The organism is Nocardia rhizosphaerihabitans, from assembly GCF_014646295.1.
Taxonomy (GTDB): domain Bacteria; phylum Actinomycetota; class Actinomycetes; order Mycobacteriales; family Mycobacteriaceae; genus Nocardia; species Nocardia rhizosphaerihabitans.
On record NZ_BMNE01000001.1, the window covers coordinates 1,365,037 to 1,380,236 of the forward strand.

Below are 15,200 nucleotides of genomic sequence, written 5' to 3' on the forward strand. Positions count from 1 at the left end.
CACCCCGTTCGGTGTTCTCGCTCAGACGCCCGCGGGCACCGGCAGCGCGCCGCGCGCCACCTCGTAGGCCGCGCCCACCCGGTACAGACGGTCGTCGGCCAGGGCGGGCGCCATGATCTGCAGGCCCACCGGCAGGTTGTCGTCGGCCGACAGACCCGAGGGCACCGACATGCCGCAGTGCCCGGCCAGGTTGGTCGGCAGCGTGCACAGGTCCGACAGGTACATGGCCAGCGGATCGTCGACCTTCTCGCCCAGCTTCCACGGGGTGAACGGGCTGGTCGGCGAGACGAGCACGTCGACCTGCTCGTAGGCGGCGTCGAAGTCGCGCGCGATCATCGTGCGGACCTTGAGCGCCTGACCGTAGTAGGCGTCGTAGTAACCGGCCGACAGCGCGTAGGTGCCGATGATGATGCGACGCTTCACCTCGGGGCCGAAACCGGCCTCGCGGGTCAGCGACATCACCTGGTCGGCGCTGTGGCTGCCGTCGTCACCGACGCGCAGGCCGTAGCGCATGGCGTCGAAGCGCGCCAGGTTCGACGACACCTCCGAGGGCATCACCAGGTAGTACGAGGACAGCGCGTACTCGAAGTTCGGGCACGACACCTCGATCACCTCGGCGCCCAGTTCCTCGAGCACCGCGACCGCCGCGTCGAAGGAACCCAGCACGCCGGGCTGGTAACTGTCGGAATGCAATTCGCGCACCACACCGACGCGCACACCGGTCAGGTCGCCGTTGGCGCCCTGACGCGCGGCCTCGACCACGGGCGCCACCGGCACGTCGCGGGAGGTGGAGTCGCGCGGGTCGTAGCCGGCAATCACCTCGTGCAGCAGCGCGGTGTCGAGCACCGTGCGACCACACGGGCCACCCTGATCCAGCGACGACGCGCACGCGACCAGGCCGTACCGGGACACGGTGCCGTAGGTGGGCTTCACGCCGACCGTCGCGGTGACCGCGGCGGGCTGACGGATGGAGCCACCGGTGTCGGTGCCGATGGCCAGCGGGGCCTGGAACGAGGCCAGCGCCGCCGCCGAACCGCCGCCGGAACCACCGGGGATGCGGGTGGTGTCCCACGGGTTGCGGGTCGGGCCGTAGGCGGAGTTCTCGGTGGAGGAGCCCATCGCGAACTCGTCCATGTTGGTCTTGCCGAGGATCGGGATGCCCGCGGCGCGCAGCCGGGAGGTGACCGTCGCGTCGTACGGCGACATCCAGCCTTCCAGCACCTTCGAGGCGCAGGTGGTCGGCATGTCGGTGGTGGTGAAAACGTCCTTGAGCGCCAACGGGACTCCCGCCAGCGGCGAGGCCGGGGTCTCGCCCGCGGCGAGCGCGGAGTCGACGACGGCGGCCGCGGCCAGCGCCTCGTTCCCGGCGACGTGCAGGAAGGCGTTGAGCTCACCGTCGACCGCGGCGATGCGATCCAGGTGCGCCTGGGTGACCTCGGTGGAGGACACCTCGCCGCCGTGGATCTTGGCCGCCAGCTCGGAAGCCGACAGCTGGGTCAACTCGCTCATTCGCCCTCTCCCAGGATCTGCGGGACCAGGAAACGCTGTTCTTCCACGGCGGGCGCCTGGTCCAGCGCCTGCTCGGGAGTCAGACCGGGCACGACCACATCGGGCCTGGTCACATTGGTCGTCGGGTTCGGCGACGCGGTGGCGGGGACGTCGGCGGCGACCTCGGAGATGGTCCGCACATGGCTGAGGATCGAATCCAGCTGACCGGCGAACTGGTCGAGTTCGGCGTCGGTCAACGCCAGCCGGGACAGCCGGGCGAGGTGAGCGACCTCGTCGCGGGAGATTGCGGGCACCGCGGGACCCCTTTCGGCTTCGGTTGGGAAGTAGTGGCTACAGCCTAGTCAGCGGGCCGGAGGGGGTCCGACGGGGTAGGACGCACTCGCCTCGCGCGAAAGTTCGCGCATGTCGGGCCGTTGGGGTCATACTTCGAGTCGTGCAACCCGCTTTCAGGGGTGTAAGTATGGCGTCACCGGGTATTCGTTTCGAACCACCCCGGCCCTAGGAAAGGAACGCACGTGTCATTCCTGCTCCGCGTGCAACTTCCGGATCGACCGGGAAGCCTCGGCTCTCTCGCACTCGCCCTCGGCGGGGTCGGCGCGGACATCCTCTCGCTCGATGTCGTCGAACGCGGCGCCGGCTTCGCGATCGACGATCTGGTGGTCGAGGTTCCCACCGGCGCGCTGCCCGACACCCTGATCACCGCCGCGGAGTCCGTGCACGATGTGAGCGTCGACTCCATCCGCCCGTACTCCGGCGTGCTGGACACCCATCGCGAGCTCGAGCTGATCGACCAGGTCGCCAGCGCCCGCGACGACCGGCTGCAGGTCCTCGTCGACGGGGTCCCGCGCGTGCTGCGTGTGGGCTGGTCGACGATCATCGGGATGGGTCCGGCCGGCGCCTACCGCGTCGTCGGCAGCCCGAGTGCCCCTGAGACACAGGCGGGTTCGGCGCCGTGGATGCCGCTGGAGAAGCCGTCGTGGCTCGACGGCGAAGCCGAGTGGGTGCCGCAGATCTGGCGCGACATGGACACCAAACTGGCGGCAGCGCCGCTCGGCAACTCCGGCAGGGCATTGCTGCTCGGCCGCCCTGGTGGGCCGGACTTCCGCCCGTCGGAGGTCGCCCGCCTCGGCTATCTCGCCGGGATCGTCGCCACCGTCTTGCAGTGACAGGTCATCGCCTAGGCGAGTGCCAGGCGCATGACGTAGAGCTGCAAACCCTCGTGCGGTGACCAATTGCGTTCCGGCACAGCGACGAAGCCGAGACGTTCGTAGATGCGGTGCGCGTCGACCATGGTCGCCATGGTCGTGAGCGCGACCGCCTCGTACCCGCCCGCCCTCGCCTCGTCGATCACCGCGCGAACCAGCGCGGTACCGGCGCCGAGACCGCGGGCCCGCTTCGCGACGGCGAGCATGCGGAACTCGAGTTCGCCGGGACGAGCGATCTCGGCATAGCGGGTGCCCGGCTTCGCGACGGTCAGCGAGCCCGCGATCTCGTCGTCGTGGACAGCGACGAGGACTTCGGCTTCGGTAGCGCGATGAGCGACGTCGCCCAGTTCGGTGACGTAGTCGTCCTCGGGTGAGACGTAGCCGTCGCCGACGTACACGTCGACGGTCAGGGCGGAGATCGCGGCGTATTCGCTGGGGTGTGCGGTACGGATCTGGAGGCCGGTGCCGGGGGTGAGGGCTGATGTGCCGTGCATCTCGGAATGATCCCACCCGCACCGCTGTGAGCTCGACCTCACCCGTCCATCGGGCCGCCGGTGAGCTCGCGGCTCACGACCCGAGGTAGGGCCGCAGGCCGGGGTGATCGGCGACCCACTTGTCGGGGTGGCGCGGCGGGTAGGCGACGAGGAGCTGGTCACCGATCGCGGGCCAGTGGGCCGCGTCCCAGGCGAAACGGCGGTAGACCACGACGCCGGCGACCGACGGGCCGGTCAGCGTGCCGGTGATGGTGACGTAGTGCTCGCCGGTCATGGCGGGCAGCGCGCTGACACCCGTGACGGAGAGCGACCCGTGTTCGAGGTTCGCTCCCCCGCCCTTCCCGGTGCGGGCGGCCAACACCGCGCCGATCGTCACGACCAGCATCGTCACCATGGCCGCCGCCATCACCACTTCGAGCATGCCTCCATGCTATGCCCGGCCTGCGCGGCCGCGCGCCCGCGTCACAGTGGCGTGAGCTCGCTGACGCCCTGCTCGCGGCGCAGCTGCCAGACCGCGCTGCGGGTGCGCTGCGAGCGGCCGTTGCCGCGATCGATCAGCACGCGGTTGGCGGTGGTGTAGATCAGTTGCGCGCCACGGGCATTCGTCTCCGGGTTCTGGAACAGCTGGACGAGCCGGTCGGTCTCCTCCACCGGCAGGCCCGCGCCCAGGTCGTCGACGGCCAGCACCTGACCGGTGTCGAGCGCTTCGAGCATGGCGGGCAGCACCCGCAGCAGCGAGCGGGTGGCGGTGGACTCGTCGGCGAGCTCGAACGGCACATCGATCCCCTCGTGCACCAGGCTCAGCCCGGCGCCGCGGCGATCCACCATCCGCCGATACAGCGCGTCGCGCGCGGCGCGCAGCGTACTGAGTTCGCGTTCCAGCAGAATCGGGTCGGCGCCACCGTGGTCGAGTTGTGCTGCCAGCGCACCGATTTCGGCATCCAGGTCGCGCAGGTAGTCGGCGTACATCGGATCGTGTTCGGCGACAAGCAGATCCTCGATGCCCAGATCCGCTGTCCGCAACAGCATCAGCAGCCGTGCGGCATTGTCGGGCGAGCGCGAGATGTGACTGCCGAGATCGTGGGCGAGTTCGTCGCCGGCCGCCTCGCCGTGCTGCACCTGCAGGTTCGCCGCGAACCAGCGATAGGCGGGCACCAGCGCCTCGGCGTACATCTGTCCGGCCAGACTCAGCAGCAGGGCGTTCGGCCGCACCAACGGCACCAGCGCCGCCACGCCGTAGCGAGCCGCCTCGAACATCGGCCCGATCTTGATCTGGTCACCGGTGCGCTCGAACACGATCCGCTTGCGCGAGCGCGGATGCGTGTACAACCACTCCGCGATCACATCGGCATTGTCGAGCCGGAAGCCGTAGGTGTACGGCACGCCCTCGGCCACGAACCCGGCCACGAATTCGGTGGGCCGGTCGGCGAATCCGAGATGTGGTCGACGCACCGGCCCCGCGTACGGATCCCATCCGCTCACCGAATGCAGGACCGCGTCGCGCATCTGCGCGAGCGCGTCGACCAAACTCGTCTTCCCCGACGCGGCCACCCCGTACACGGCGGTCACCGGCACCGCCAGTGGGCTGCCGACCCCCTTGCTCAGCCGCAGCTGCTGCGCCTCGGCCAGCGATCGGTGGTTGGTCACCTGAAAACTACGCAGCACTGAGCTCGTCCGCCTCTCCGAATCTTTTGGCCAGACTAGGGGACATCAAGACTCGTTGACGCGGCGGGCGATGGAGTACCTGGCCGGGTCAGCCCGCCCGGCCGAGTCCGCGAGCCGGACTCGGCCGGAACGGAGTGGGTCGGCTAGCGGCTCAGGTCCCGGAACCGCTGCACCGCCAGCGGGAAGAACACCGCGACCAGGGCCACCGGCCAGACCACCGCGAGCAGTTCCGCGTTGGCCGCGGCCCACGATTCACCCGCCGCGACCGGGTTGCCGAACAGGCCGCGCACCGCGGTCGCCGTCGCGGACATGGGATTCCACTCGACGACCGTGCCCAGCCACGACGGCATCGATTCGGGCGAGGCGATGGCGTTGGAGAGGAAGCCGACCGGCCAGACCAGGATCTGGACCGCCTGCACCAGCTCCGGTTTGCCCGCGACCATGGCCAGGTAGATGCCGATCCACAGCATCGCGAACCGGAGCAGCAGCAGGAGCCCCACCGCGCCCAGGAACGCGGCGACGCCGCCGTGCCAGCGCCAGCCGATCGCGTACCCGACCCCGATCATCACCGTCAGCCCGACCGCCGACTGCAGCATGTCGGCGATGCTGCGCCCGACCAGGACCGCGGCCGAGTTCATCGGCATCGAGCGGAACCGGTCGATGACGCCCTTGTTCAGGTCCTGGGTGACCGCGAGCATCGTCGCCTCGAGGCCGAAGGCCATGGTCATCGTCAGCATGCCGGGGACCAGGTAGTCCTTGAAGTCGCCGTCGATGCCACGGCCACCACCGATCAGGTAGCTGAACATCAGCAGCAGCATCACCGGGAAGACCAGCCCGACGACCAACTGCACGGGCTGGCGCGCCCAGTGCGCCAGCTCGCGCCTGGTCATCGTCCACGAGTCGGCCACCGCCCAGCTCAGCGTCGAATCCAGCTGTCGGGTCGTGCTCATGCCTCCACCTCGCTGACGCTCGGTTCCGGCATGACCACGAGTGTGGCTGTACCTACCAGCTCGCTCCGCTCGCTCATGCCGCGTTCTCCTTCGTCAGGTGCAGGAAGACTTCGTCCAGCGTCGGGCGCCGGACCGCGATGTCCTCCGGCTCGATCCCGGACGCCGCCAGCGCCCGCACGGTCTCGGTCAGGGCCGCCATCCGGTCGCTGACCGAGGCGCTGACCATCCGCCGGTCCTCATCCACCACCGCGTCGCCGGGCAGGAGCGAGGCCGCGAGCGCCAGCTGGGACGCGTCGTGCAGGACCACGTCGATGCGGTCGCCGCCCGTTTTCGTCTTCAGCTCGTCGGCGGTGCCCGCCGCGATGACCTGACCGTGGTCGATCACCGAGATCCGGTCGGCCAGCTGATCGGCCTCCTCCAGGTACTGCGTGGTCAGCAGGACGGTGGTGCCGCCGTCGACCAGCGACCGCACCGAGTTCCACACCTCCGTGCGGCCGCGGGGATCGAGCCCGGTCGTCGGCTCGTCCAGAAAGAGCACCTGCGGTCGGGAGATGAGCGAGGCCGCGAGGTCGAGCCGCCTGCGCATGCCGCCGCTGTACTGCTTGACGGCCTTCTTTCCGGTGTCCGCGAGGCCGAACCGCGCCAGGAGCTCGTCGGCCCTGACGCCGGCGCGGCGCGCGCCCAGGTGATAGAGGCGCCCGAACATCTCCAGGTTCTGCCGCCCACTGAGCTCCTCGTCGACGGCCGCGCTCTGGCCGAGCAACCCGATCCGGGAGCGCACCTGGTCGGCGTCCTCGCGCACGTCGAGGCCCGCCACCTCGACCCGCCCCGCCTCGGGCCGCAGCAGGGTGGACATGATGCGCACGGCCGTGGTCTTGCCCGCGCCGTTCGGGCCGAGCACCGCATGCACGGTGCCGGCCCGGACAGTGAGGTCGAGGCCGTCGAGCGCCCGTTTGGCCCCGTAGTTCTTCCGCAGGCCTTCGACGACGATCGCCGGATCGTGGTCAGTCAATTCAGCCCTCCATCACTCAGTGATCAAATTTGACTAGACGGTCAAGGTACGGCGCCAGCAGCGATTAGTCAAACTTGAATACTGCTAGGTTGGTCAAAGTTGATCAGAAGGGAGACGGCCATGTCAGCGATCCGCCTGCTGGTCCTCGGCGCGGTCCGTCAACACGGACGAGCACACGGCTATCAGGTCCGCAACGACCTGGAGTTCTGGGGCGCCCACGAGTGGTCCAACGCCAAGCCCGGCTCGATCTACCACGCGCTCAAGCAGATGGCCAAGCAAGGACTCCTCGTCGAACACGAGGTCGCCCCGAGCACCGTCGGCGGCCCCCCGCGCGTCGAGTACGAGATCAACGACAAGGGCACCGAGGAGTACTTCACCCTGCTGCGCCAGGCCCTGACCTCCTACGACCAGAAGATGGACATGCTCTCGGCAGGCATCGGCTTCATCGTCGACCTGCCCCGCGCCGAGGCCGTCGCCCTCCTCCGACAGCGGATCGCCGCGCTCGAGCAGTGGCGCGCCTCGGTCACCGAGTACTACACGCCGGAGCAGGGGCCCGAACAGCTCGGCCACATCGGCGAGATCATGAACATGTGGATCCACTCCGCCGACAGCGAAGCGGCATGGACCCACGGCCTGATCGACCGCATCCAAGGCGGCGCGTACGTCTTCGCCGGAGAGGGCGAACCCTTCGTCGGTGTACTCGCCGACGACGAGCCGAACCCATTCGCGACGGGACCCCATCCCGCGGACTCCCGGTAACGATCCCGGTGAATCGGCCGGTGGCAGTAGCCGGGCGTGTCCGTCTGCGACGCACTAGCATGCGGGGCACACAGCGACCGGCCGGTCGACGGGCCGGCGTCGACGACGAGGATGGGTGCGCAGGATGGCTGTTCGGATGATGGTTCGCGGGGTTGTCGTCGCGGCGGTGACGGTTGGGGCCGCGGTGCCGGTGGTGCTGCTGGGGGCGCCGAATGCGGTGGCGGATCCGTGTCCGAACGGGACCGCTCGGGTGTTTCTCGGGGATGAGACGAACTCTTGTCAGGGGGCCGGGTCGCGGACCTATGTGCTGGCGGGGGTGTCGAAGGTGTGCTCGATGACCAGTACCGATGTGACGGTCGATATCGAGAGTGAGAGCAAGAAGTTGCGGCGGCATGTGGAGATTCGGAACGGGCAGTGCGCGTCGTTCCAGCTGCGGGGGCAGACCGGGGCGACCGTTACCGTCACGCCCAACTGAGGTCGGTGCGGGATCCGCTGCGCTGCTGCGGATCCCGCCGACAGCTACTCGTCCTCGGTGGACTCCGGCGCGGGTGACACCGCGGCGGGTCCCCCGTCGAGCAGCAAACGGAACCCGTCCTCGTCGAGGATCGGCACGCCGAGTTCCTCGGCCTTGGCCGCCTTCGAGCCGGGCGCTTCGCCGATCACCACGAACGCGGTCTTCTTCGAGACCGAGCCCGCCGCCTTGCCGCCGCGGATCAGGATCGCTTCCTTGGCGCCGTCGCGGGTGAAGGTTTGCAGGGAGCCGGTGACCACGATGGACAGGCCGTCGAGGGTGCGTTCGATGGAGTCGTCGCGTTCGTCTTCCATGCGGACGCCTGCCGCACGCCACTTGTCGACGATGGCGCGGTGCCAATCGACGGTGAACCATTCCACGACCGCGGTGGCGATGGTGGGGCCGACGCCGTCGGTGGCGGCGAGTTCTTCGCCGGTGGCCGCTTCGATGCGGTCGAGGCTGGCGAATTCGGCGGCGAGGGCGCGGGCCGCGGTCGGGCCGACGTGGCGGATCGACAGGGCGACGAGCACCCGCCACAGCGGAGTGTCCTTGGCGGCGTTGAGGTTTTCGAGCAGGCGGGCACCGTTGGCGGAGAGCGTGCCGTCCTGTTTGGTGAACAGCGGGACGCCGAGCAGGGCCTGCTCGTCGAGCGAGAAGAGGTCGCCCTCGTCGATGATGGCGCCCGAAGTGAGCAGGGCGTTGGCGGCTTCGTAGCCGAGGGCTTCGATATCGAAGGCACCGCGGCCTGCCAGGTGGAAGACGCGTTCGCGCAGCTGGGCGGGGCAATGCTGCTGGTTGGGGCAGCGGATGTCGGCGTCGCCCTCCTTGGCCGGGGCCAGTTCGGTCCCGCATTCGGGGCAGTGCGTCGGCATCACGAATTCGCGTTCGTCGCCGGTGCGGGCGTCGACGACGGGGCCGAGGACCTCGGGGATCACGTCACCCGCCTTGCGGATGGTGACGGTGTCGCCGATCAGCACGCCCTTGCGCTTGACCTCGGAGCCGTTGTGCAGCGTGGCCATGGCGACGGTCGAGCCCGCGATGGAGACCGGCGACATCACCGCGAACGGGGTGACCCGGCCGGTGCGGCCGACATTCACCTCGATATTGAGCAGCGTGGTGGTGGCCTCTTCGGGTGGGTACTTGTAGGCGATGGCCCAGCGCGGCGCGCGGGAGGTGGAGCCGAGACGGCGCTGCAACGCCATCTCGTCGATCTTGATCACCTGGCCGTCGATCTCGTGCTCGATATCGTGGCGGTGCTCGCCCCAGTAGTCGACGCGCTCGATGACCGCGTCGATGCCCTTGACCAGGCGGGTGTGCTCGGAAACCGGCAGACCCCAGGCGGCCAGGGCCTGGTAGGCCTCGTGCTGGGACTGCGGGCGGTAACCCTCGATGCGGCCGAAGCCGTGACAGATCATCCGCAGCCTGCGCTGCGCGGTGATCGCCGGGTTCTTCTGGCGCAGCGAACCGGCCGCGGTATTGCGCGGATTCGCGTACGGCGGTTTGCCTTCGGCGACGATCTGGGCGTTGAGAGTCTGGAAGTCCTCGAGCCGGAAGTACACCTCGCCGCGCACTTCCAGGAGTTCCGGGATCGGGAAATCCTCCGTCGCGGTGAGTTCGGTCGGGATGTCTTCGATGGTGCGTGCGTTGAGGGTGACGTCCTCGCCGGTGCGGCCGTCGCCACGGGTGGCGCCGCGCACCAGCTTGCCATTCTCGTAGACCAGGTTCAGCGCGACGCCGTCGATCTTGACCTCGCACAGATAGTGCAGGTCCGGGCCGGCCTCGGCTTCGACCCGGCTCGCCCAGGCGCGCAGCTCGTCGTAGTCGAACACGTTGTCCAGCGACAACATCCGTTCGAGATGGTCGACGGCGGTGAACTCGGTGGCGAAACCGCCACCGACGAGCTGGGTCGGCGAATCCGGCGTCCGCAGGTCGGGGTGCGCCTCCTCGAGGGACTCCAACCGCCGCAGCAAGGTGTCGAACTCACCGTCGGAGATGATCGGCGCGTCGCGCACGTAGTAGCGGAACTGGTGCTCGCGCACCTCGTCCGCCAGCTGCTGCCACTGCACCCGCTGCTCGGGGGTCGCGCCCGGCTCGGCACTCACGGAAACCACGCTGTCACTCACCTGTCGAACAGTAGTCGAGCCCACCGACACTTCCGGCGACCGTTCCCGCACGTCGCGGGCCTGTCGGCGGCTCACTCGAAGGTGATCGACTCCGGTTCCTCGGCGAACGCGCGGGCGACATCACCGGTGAGCGCGAGCGCCTTACGCGACCACGCCAGCGGCGCGCCGCCCAGCCCGCAGGACGGGGTGACCAGAATGCGGTCGGCGAGGACGCTGCGCGGGAAGCCGAGGCGGTCGATCAGGCGGACACCGGGTTCGGCGATCTCGCGCCAGGTGATCGGGGTGGCCGGGGCCGCGGTCGGGGTCAGGCCGAGGGCGACCTTCTTGCCGGAGTCGAGGATCTCGCCGAGCGCGTCGAGGTCGGCGGTGGTGATCGTCGAGGCGTCGAAGGAGATCCCGGTGGCGGCCGTGCGGCCCAGCGTGGTGAGGGCGGGGCGGGACGCGCAGGTGTGCAGCAGGACCGGCGCGGACTGGGCGTTGATCACCGTGTCGAGGATGTGCAGCGCCTCGGGTTCGGGCAGCGCGCGAATGGTGTTCAGGATGCTCGGCCCCTGCAGGGAACCGTCGAGCACCGTGGTGAGCCGGGGTTCGTCGAGCTGGAGGACGACCTCGGCACCGAGGCGGCGGCGGACCTCCGCGACGTGCCGGGCCAGCCCTTCGGCGAGCGACTCCGAAAGATCGCGCACCGCACCGGAATCGGTGAGGATGCGGTGTCCGCCGGGAAGTTCGACCTCGGCGGCGAGGGTGAGCGGGCCCGCCGACTGGAGTTTCACCACCCGACCCGCACCGGCCAGACCCGCTGTCTCCCAGGCTTCTTCGATGGCGTCGAGGTCGGCGTGCAGGAGATCCCTGGCGCGCCGAGACACCGCACCGGGGCGGGCGGCCAAGCGGTAGCCGCGGGTCGTCGAATCGAAACGCAGGTCGACGAGCAGGGCCGAGACCCGGCCGATCATGTCGGCGCCGACACCGCGATCGGGCAGCTCGACCAGATGCGGCAGGTCGGGCAGTTCGCCGATGATCGTCGCGGCGGCCTCGCGGGGATCGGTGCCCGGCCAGGAGCCGATCCCGGTGGCGATGCCGGCGACGAGCGGGTCGGCGGGTTCCGGTGCGGCGGCTTCGTGCGAGGTCTCGCTTCGCCAGAGTGTCACGCGCTCAACACCTTTCGTGTCGTCGAAACGGAGCCGGCACCCGGACGGTGCGGACGTCACGCTCCACGGACCGCACCTCGCCGACTCGTGCGACGCACGGACCGCCGGTCACCATCCTGCCCCGCACCACCGCGGGCGCCGACGTCGGGCATGCGCTGAGCACTCACCGAACGCTCCGAGGGTCCTGAAGTCGACCGATCGGCGCGATGCGCGGGTGAGTACTAGACCGCATCCGCCGAGACGCCGGCGCGGTCGGTGCCGTTGATCGTGCCACTGCCGACCACGGTGTCCCCGCCCTCGGCGTCGGGCAGGTAGAGCACGATCGCCTGGCCCTTGGCGACACCGGTGAGCGGTTCGCGCAACCGGGCGACGAACCCGTCACCCTCGGGCTCGACGACAGCGGGCGCGGTGCCACCGTGCGCACGCACCTGCACGACGCACTCCACCGGCTCGCTCGGGCGCACGCCGGAGGTCCAGATGGCGCGATCGGCGGTGACGACATCGACCTGGAGGTCCTCCACCGAACCGACGCTGACCGTCCCCGAATCGGGATCGATACCGGTCACATAGCGCGGCTTGCCGTCGGCGGCCGTGTGCGTCAGGCCGAGACCCTTGCGCTGGCCGACGGTGAATCCGTGCACACCCTCGTGCTTGCCGAGGACGGTGCCGTCGGAGTCGACCAGCGCACCGGGACGGACGCCGATCTTGGCGCCGAGGAAGGCGCGGGTATCCCCGGAGGGAATGAAGCAGATGTCGTGGCTGTCCGGCTTGTTCGCCACGGCCAGGCCACGCTCGGCCGCTTCCTCGCGGATCCGCGGCTTCGGGGTGTCACCGACCGGGAACATCGCGCGCGCGAGCTGCTCGGCGGTGAGCACCGCGAGCACATAGGACTGATCCTTGTCGGCGTCGACCGCGCGGCGCAGCACGCCGTCCTCGAGCCGGGCGTAGTGGCCGGTGACGACGGCGTCGAAGCCCAGGGCCTGCGCGCGGTCGGCGAGGGCGGAGAACTTGATCTTCTCGTTGCAGCGCAGGCACGGGTTGGGTGTCTCGCCCGCGGCGTAGGCAGCGACGAAATCGTCGATGACGTCTTCCTTGAAGCGGTCGGCGAAGTCCCAGACGTAGAACGGGATGCCGAGCACGTCGGCGGCGCGGCGCGCGTCACCGGCGTCCTCCTTCGAGCAGCACCCGCGTGAACCGGTGCGCAGCGTGCCCGGCGTCGCCGACAGCGCCAGGTGCACTCCGACCACCTCGTGGCCGGCGTCGACGGCCCGCGCCGCGGCCACCGCCGAATCGACGCCACCACTCATCGCGGCGAGTACTCGCATCAGGCACCTCCTCTAGCGCCGGCCATGCCCGCGGCTCTGGCCCGTTCGATGACCTGTGGAAGAACGGTCAGCAATGTCTCGATATCGGCCCCGGTCGAGGTGTGACCCAGCGAGAACCGCAGTGAACTGCGGGCCTGCCAGGGCTCGACACCCATCGCGATCAGCACGTGACTCGGGGAGGCCACGCCCGCATTGCAGGCCGACCCGGTGGAGCATTCGACACCGGCGGCGTCGAGCAGCATCAGCAGCGAGTCGCCCTCGCAGCCGGGGAAGGTGAAGTGGGCGTTGCCGGGCAGGCGACGCTCGTCGACGGGCCCGTTGAGCACCGCGTCGGGCACCGCGGCCCGCACACCGTCGATCAGCTGCGCACGCAGTACGCGCAGCTGCTCGGCGCGCGCGGGCAGGTCGGCGATCGCTTCGCGCAGCGCGGCGGCCATGCCGACGGCCGCGGCCACATCGGAGGTGCCCGAGCGCAGGTCGCGCTCGTGTCCGCCGCCGTGCACCAGCGGCACACACGGCACCTGCCTGCCGAGCAGCAGCACGCCGATGCCGTGCGGACCGCCCGCCTTGTGCCCGGCGACGCTGAGCGCGGCCAGCCCGCTCGCGCCGAAATCGATGGGGAGCTGGGTCACCGCCTGGATCGCGTCGCTGTGCATCGGAACGTCGAATTCCTGTGCGACGGCGGCCAATTCGGCGATCGGCTGGACGGTGCCGACCTCGTTGTTGGCCCACATGACGCTGACCAGCGCGACCTCGTCGGCCTGCTCGGCCAGTACCTCGCGCAGCGCGTGCGGCGAGACGACACCCTCGGCGTCGACGGGCAGCCAGGTGACCCGCGCGCCCTCGTGCTGCTCGAGCCACTCGACCGCGTCGAGCACCGCGTGATGCTCGACCGCGCTGGTGACGATCCTGGTGCGCCGCGGATCGGCAGCCCTGCGCCCCCAGAAGATCCCCTTGACGGCCAGATTGTCGCTCTCGGTGCCACCGGAGGTGAAGATCACCTCGGACGGCCGCGCCCCCAGATCGGCCGCGATCGACTCGCGCGCCTCCTCCAGCGAGCGCCGTGCGGCCCGCCCGGATCCGTGCAGCGACGAGGCGTTACCCACCGTGCCCAGCGCAGCCGTCATCGCCTCGACGGCGGCGGGCAACATCGGAGTGGTCGCCGCGTGGTCGAGGTAGACCGTCTTGGGCGCACCGTTGACCGGACCCGTATAAGCCGACTTCATGACCGACAAAGCCTATACCACCGCTGACCTGGTCATCTTTCGGGTCCACCCCTTGTTTCTACGATTTTTCTACGATTTTGACACTGGTCACAACACGTGTATCACCTATCTGCATTCCCGAATCGGCGGCCGAGGGCACAGTGAGACCGTGGTGACAACCGGCCGAGACACTCCTACGGCAGTTGCTTGGTCCTCGTGCCCGACACCCAGCAGCTCTTCGAGGCGTTCGCCGCATGCATGCGCGCGGTCCACGGCAAGCTCCTGGTCTCCGGGATCCCGCGGATCACCCGCCCGCGAAAACGCAAGAACGCCGACAACCACTCCGGGTTCACGGTCATCGACCCCGGCGGGAACTGGATCCGGATCTTCCCGCTTCCGGGCACCGGGGGCACCAGCGCGCCCGCGGTCGGCATGCTTTCCAGGGCGCTGGAGAACGCCGTCGTGCTCGGCGACTCCAAAGGTGACAAAAAATAAACAGGCGGCAAAGATCCTCGACGCCACGCTTGCCCGGGAGCAGGATCGCGCAGCGGCCCGCGAACTGGTCGAGGCGTTGGCCTACCGCGCGAACTCGCCCTCCGCACCCAACGACACCACCACCGCGGTCGATGCTCTCACCCGCGCCCACGCCGTGCCCTCACCGAAACCGAACGTAGCCAACTCACCACGCAGTTGGCCGACCTCGCAGACCTGGAGGCCGTCGTCGGACTCGCGCCTTAGTCGCCGAAGACCCGCAGTCCGGCGGCTGTTTTCCGGTAGTCACATAGTCCATACGGAAGTGCTTGCCCGATGGTCTGCATCGCGGCCCGTTGTCGGGACTGCCGCCTCGATCGGCGACCGAGGCGAAGGGTCCTCGGATTGCGCCGGGAACCACCACGCGCCTCAACCGATGACGACCCCCAGGATGGCGCAAACTCCGCCGATCACTTCCCAATTCGCCCTCGAAGGTGATTGCCCCACTGCTCCCTCCGGCTTAAGCGCTGTGGGCGACATCCTAGCCCGCCGCCAAGACACCCGCTGGGGCGATGAGCCGGGTGTTCCACCGGCGCTCGTTCCGCGCCGGTGCGGTCACGGGCACGCGCCGCGGCCAGACCGTCGCGGGTGCGCTCAGACATCAGAGCCTGCTCGAATTCGGCGATGGAGCCGAGGATTTGGAAGAACATACGACCCACGGCGGTGGAGGTGTCGATGCCCTGGTCCATGACCACCAGGTCCACACCGCGTGGGAGAGATGCCAAGGTAACCGGCACCAGTGACATTGGACCCGAGACGGTGC

15 protein-coding genes and 2 pseudogenes are annotated in these 15,200 nt (G+C 69.4%); 5 read left to right on the forward strand and 12 right to left on the reverse strand.

Features of this window, described 5'->3' with window-relative positions; all coding sequences use genetic code 11:
• Positions 1-21: 21 nt before the first annotated feature.
• On the reverse strand, positions 22-1,509 hold the full coding sequence (gene gatA, locus IEY60_RS06165) for an Asp-tRNA(Asn)/Glu-tRNA(Gln) amidotransferase subunit GatA (protein WP_189024610.1): 1,488 nt from the start codon (positions 1,507-1,509) through the stop codon (positions 22-24).
• Positions 1,506-1,802, reverse strand: coding sequence for an Asp-tRNA(Asn)/Glu-tRNA(Gln) amidotransferase subunit GatC (gene gatC, locus IEY60_RS06170; protein WP_067493225.1), 297 nt, complete (start codon positions 1,800-1,802; stop codon positions 1,506-1,508). Before gatC ends, gatA begins: the two co-directional genes overlap by 4 nt.
• A gap of 222 nt (positions 1,803-2,024) precedes the next feature.
• On the opposite strand from gatC, the gene IEY60_RS06175 reads away from it, so the two are divergent.
• Positions 2,025-2,675 carry an ACT domain-containing protein gene (locus tag IEY60_RS06175; RefSeq protein WP_189024612.1) on the forward strand — a complete coding sequence of 217 codons (651 nt, stop codon included), beginning with the start codon at positions 2,025-2,027 and terminating at the stop codon, positions 2,673-2,675.
• An 11-nt stretch (positions 2,676-2,686) separates the two neighbouring features.
• Here IEY60_RS06175 and IEY60_RS06180 read toward each other — a convergent pair whose 3' ends face one another.
• The 5 genes from IEY60_RS06180 to IEY60_RS06200 all read right to left on the reverse strand — a co-directional run bounded on the left by IEY60_RS06180 (position 2,687) and on the right by IEY60_RS06200 (position 6,835).
• Positions 2,687-3,208 (reverse strand): GNAT family N-acetyltransferase, encoded by a 522-nt coding sequence (locus IEY60_RS06180; protein ID WP_189024614.1) that lies wholly within the window; start codon positions 3,206-3,208, stop codon positions 2,687-2,689.
• Between the two features lie 73 nt (positions 3,209-3,281).
• Positions 3,282-3,629, reverse strand: a complete 348-nt coding sequence (locus IEY60_RS06185) for a hypothetical protein (protein WP_189024616.1) — start codon at positions 3,627-3,629, stop codon at positions 3,282-3,284.
• 41 nt (positions 3,630-3,670) lie between these two features.
• The gene (locus tag IEY60_RS06190; protein ID WP_229739574.1) at positions 3,671-4,855 is read right to left on the reverse strand and encodes an AAA family ATPase; all 1,185 of its coding nucleotides are present in this window, start codon (positions 4,853-4,855) and stop codon (positions 3,671-3,673) included.
• 161 nt (positions 4,856-5,016) lie between these two features.
• Positions 5,017-5,823: an ABC transporter permease gene (locus IEY60_RS06195; protein ID WP_189024620.1), complete on the reverse strand. Its 807-nt coding sequence runs from the start codon at positions 5,821-5,823 to the stop codon at positions 5,017-5,019.
• A gap of 73 nt (positions 5,824-5,896) precedes the next feature.
• Positions 5,897-6,835: an ATP-binding cassette domain-containing protein gene (locus tag IEY60_RS06200; protein ID WP_189024629.1), complete on the reverse strand. Its 939-nt coding sequence runs from the start codon at positions 6,833-6,835 to the stop codon at positions 5,897-5,899.
• Positions 6,836-6,955: 120 nt separating this feature from the next.
• Here IEY60_RS06200 and IEY60_RS06205 point away from each other — a divergent pair, with 120 nt between their 5' ends.
• The gene (locus IEY60_RS06205; protein WP_189024631.1) at positions 6,956-7,594 is read left to right on the forward strand and encodes a PadR family transcriptional regulator; all 639 of its coding nucleotides are present in this window, start codon (positions 6,956-6,958) and stop codon (positions 7,592-7,594) included.
• A 124-nt stretch (positions 7,595-7,718) separates the two neighbouring features.
• Positions 7,719-8,069 carry a hypothetical protein gene (locus tag IEY60_RS06210; protein WP_189024633.1) on the forward strand — a complete coding sequence of 117 codons (351 nt, stop codon included), beginning with the start codon at positions 7,719-7,721 and terminating at the stop codon, positions 8,067-8,069.
• A gap of 44 nt (positions 8,070-8,113) precedes the next feature.
• Here the strand turns inward: IEY60_RS06210 and ligA are convergent, their stop codons facing one another.
• From ligA to IEY60_RS06230, 4 genes are all read right to left on the reverse strand, one after another.
• Positions 8,114-10,228 carry an NAD-dependent DNA ligase LigA gene (ligA, locus tag IEY60_RS06215; RefSeq protein WP_229739575.1) on the reverse strand — a complete coding sequence of 705 codons (2,115 nt, stop codon included), beginning with the start codon at positions 10,226-10,228 and terminating at the stop codon, positions 8,114-8,116.
• A 71-nt stretch (positions 10,229-10,299) separates the two neighbouring features.
• Positions 10,300-11,376, reverse strand: a complete 1,077-nt coding sequence (locus IEY60_RS06220; protein ID WP_189024635.1) for a methionine synthase — start codon at positions 11,374-11,376, stop codon at positions 10,300-10,302.
• A gap of 221 nt (positions 11,377-11,597) precedes the next feature.
• A complete protein-coding gene (mnmA, locus tag IEY60_RS06225) occupies positions 11,598-12,701 on the reverse strand; it encodes a tRNA 2-thiouridine(34) synthase MnmA (RefSeq protein ID WP_189024637.1) in 1,104 nt (367 codons plus the stop codon).
• Positions 12,701-13,927 (reverse strand): cysteine desulfurase family protein, encoded by a 1,227-nt coding sequence (locus tag IEY60_RS06230; RefSeq protein ID WP_189024639.1) that lies wholly within the window; start codon positions 13,925-13,927, stop codon positions 12,701-12,703. The genes mnmA and IEY60_RS06230 overlap by 1 nt, the downstream gene beginning before the upstream one ends.
• Before the next feature lie 171 nt (positions 13,928-14,098).
• On the opposite strand from IEY60_RS06230, the pseudogene IEY60_RS06235 reads away from it, so the two are divergent.
• Both IEY60_RS06235 and IEY60_RS36705 read left to right on the forward strand, forming a co-directional pair.
• Positions 14,099-14,401: pseudogene (locus IEY60_RS06235) on the forward strand (DUF8817 family protein); the annotation flags it as partial.
• Positions 14,388-14,501, forward strand: a pseudogene (locus tag IEY60_RS36705) (hypothetical protein); the annotation flags it as partial. The pseudogenes IEY60_RS06235 and IEY60_RS36705, both read left to right, overlap by 14 nt.
• A gap of 346 nt (positions 14,502-14,847) precedes the next feature.
• On the opposite strand, the gene IEY60_RS36360 reads toward IEY60_RS36705, so the two are convergent.
• The gene (locus tag IEY60_RS36360; RefSeq protein ID WP_189024643.1) at positions 14,848-15,183 is read right to left on the reverse strand and encodes a recombinase family protein; all 336 of its coding nucleotides are present in this window, start codon (positions 15,181-15,183) and stop codon (positions 14,848-14,850) included.
• Positions 15,184-15,200 lie beyond the last annotated feature (17 nt).

Bases quoted from the DNA above. Each gene is read 5' to 3' on its own strand.
- IEY60_RS06180 (WP_189024614.1), bottom strand. From the start codon at position 3,208: ATGCACGGCACATCAGCCCTCACCCCCGGCACCGGCCTCCAGATCCGT.
- IEY60_RS06210 (WP_189024633.1), top strand. From the start codon at position 7,719: ATGGCTGTTCGGATGATGGTTCGCGGGGTTGTCGTCGCGGCGGTGACG.
- mnmA (WP_189024637.1), bottom strand. From the start codon at position 12,701: ATGCGAGTACTCGCCGCGATGAGTGGTGGCGTCGATTCGGCGGTGGCC.
- IEY60_RS36360 (WP_189024643.1), bottom strand. From the start codon at position 15,183: ATGTCACTGGTGCCGGTTACCTTGGCATCTCTCCCACGCGGTGTGGAC.
- gatA (WP_189024610.1), bottom strand. From the start codon at position 1,509: ATGAGCGAGTTGACCCAGCTGTCGGCTTCCGAGCTGGCGGCCAAGATC.
- IEY60_RS06205 (WP_189024631.1), top strand. From the start codon at position 6,956: ATGTCAGCGATCCGCCTGCTGGTCCTCGGCGCGGTCCGTCAACACGGA.
- IEY60_RS06230 (WP_189024639.1), bottom strand. From the start codon at position 13,927: ATGAAGTCGGCTTATACGGGTCCGGTCAACGGTGCGCCCAAGACGGTC.
- IEY60_RS06185 (WP_189024616.1), bottom strand. From the start codon at position 3,629: ATGCTCGAAGTGGTGATGGCGGCGGCCATGGTGACGATGCTGGTCGTG.
- IEY60_RS06195 (WP_189024620.1), bottom strand. From the start codon at position 5,823: ATGAGCACGACCCGACAGCTGGATTCGACGCTGAGCTGGGCGGTGGCC.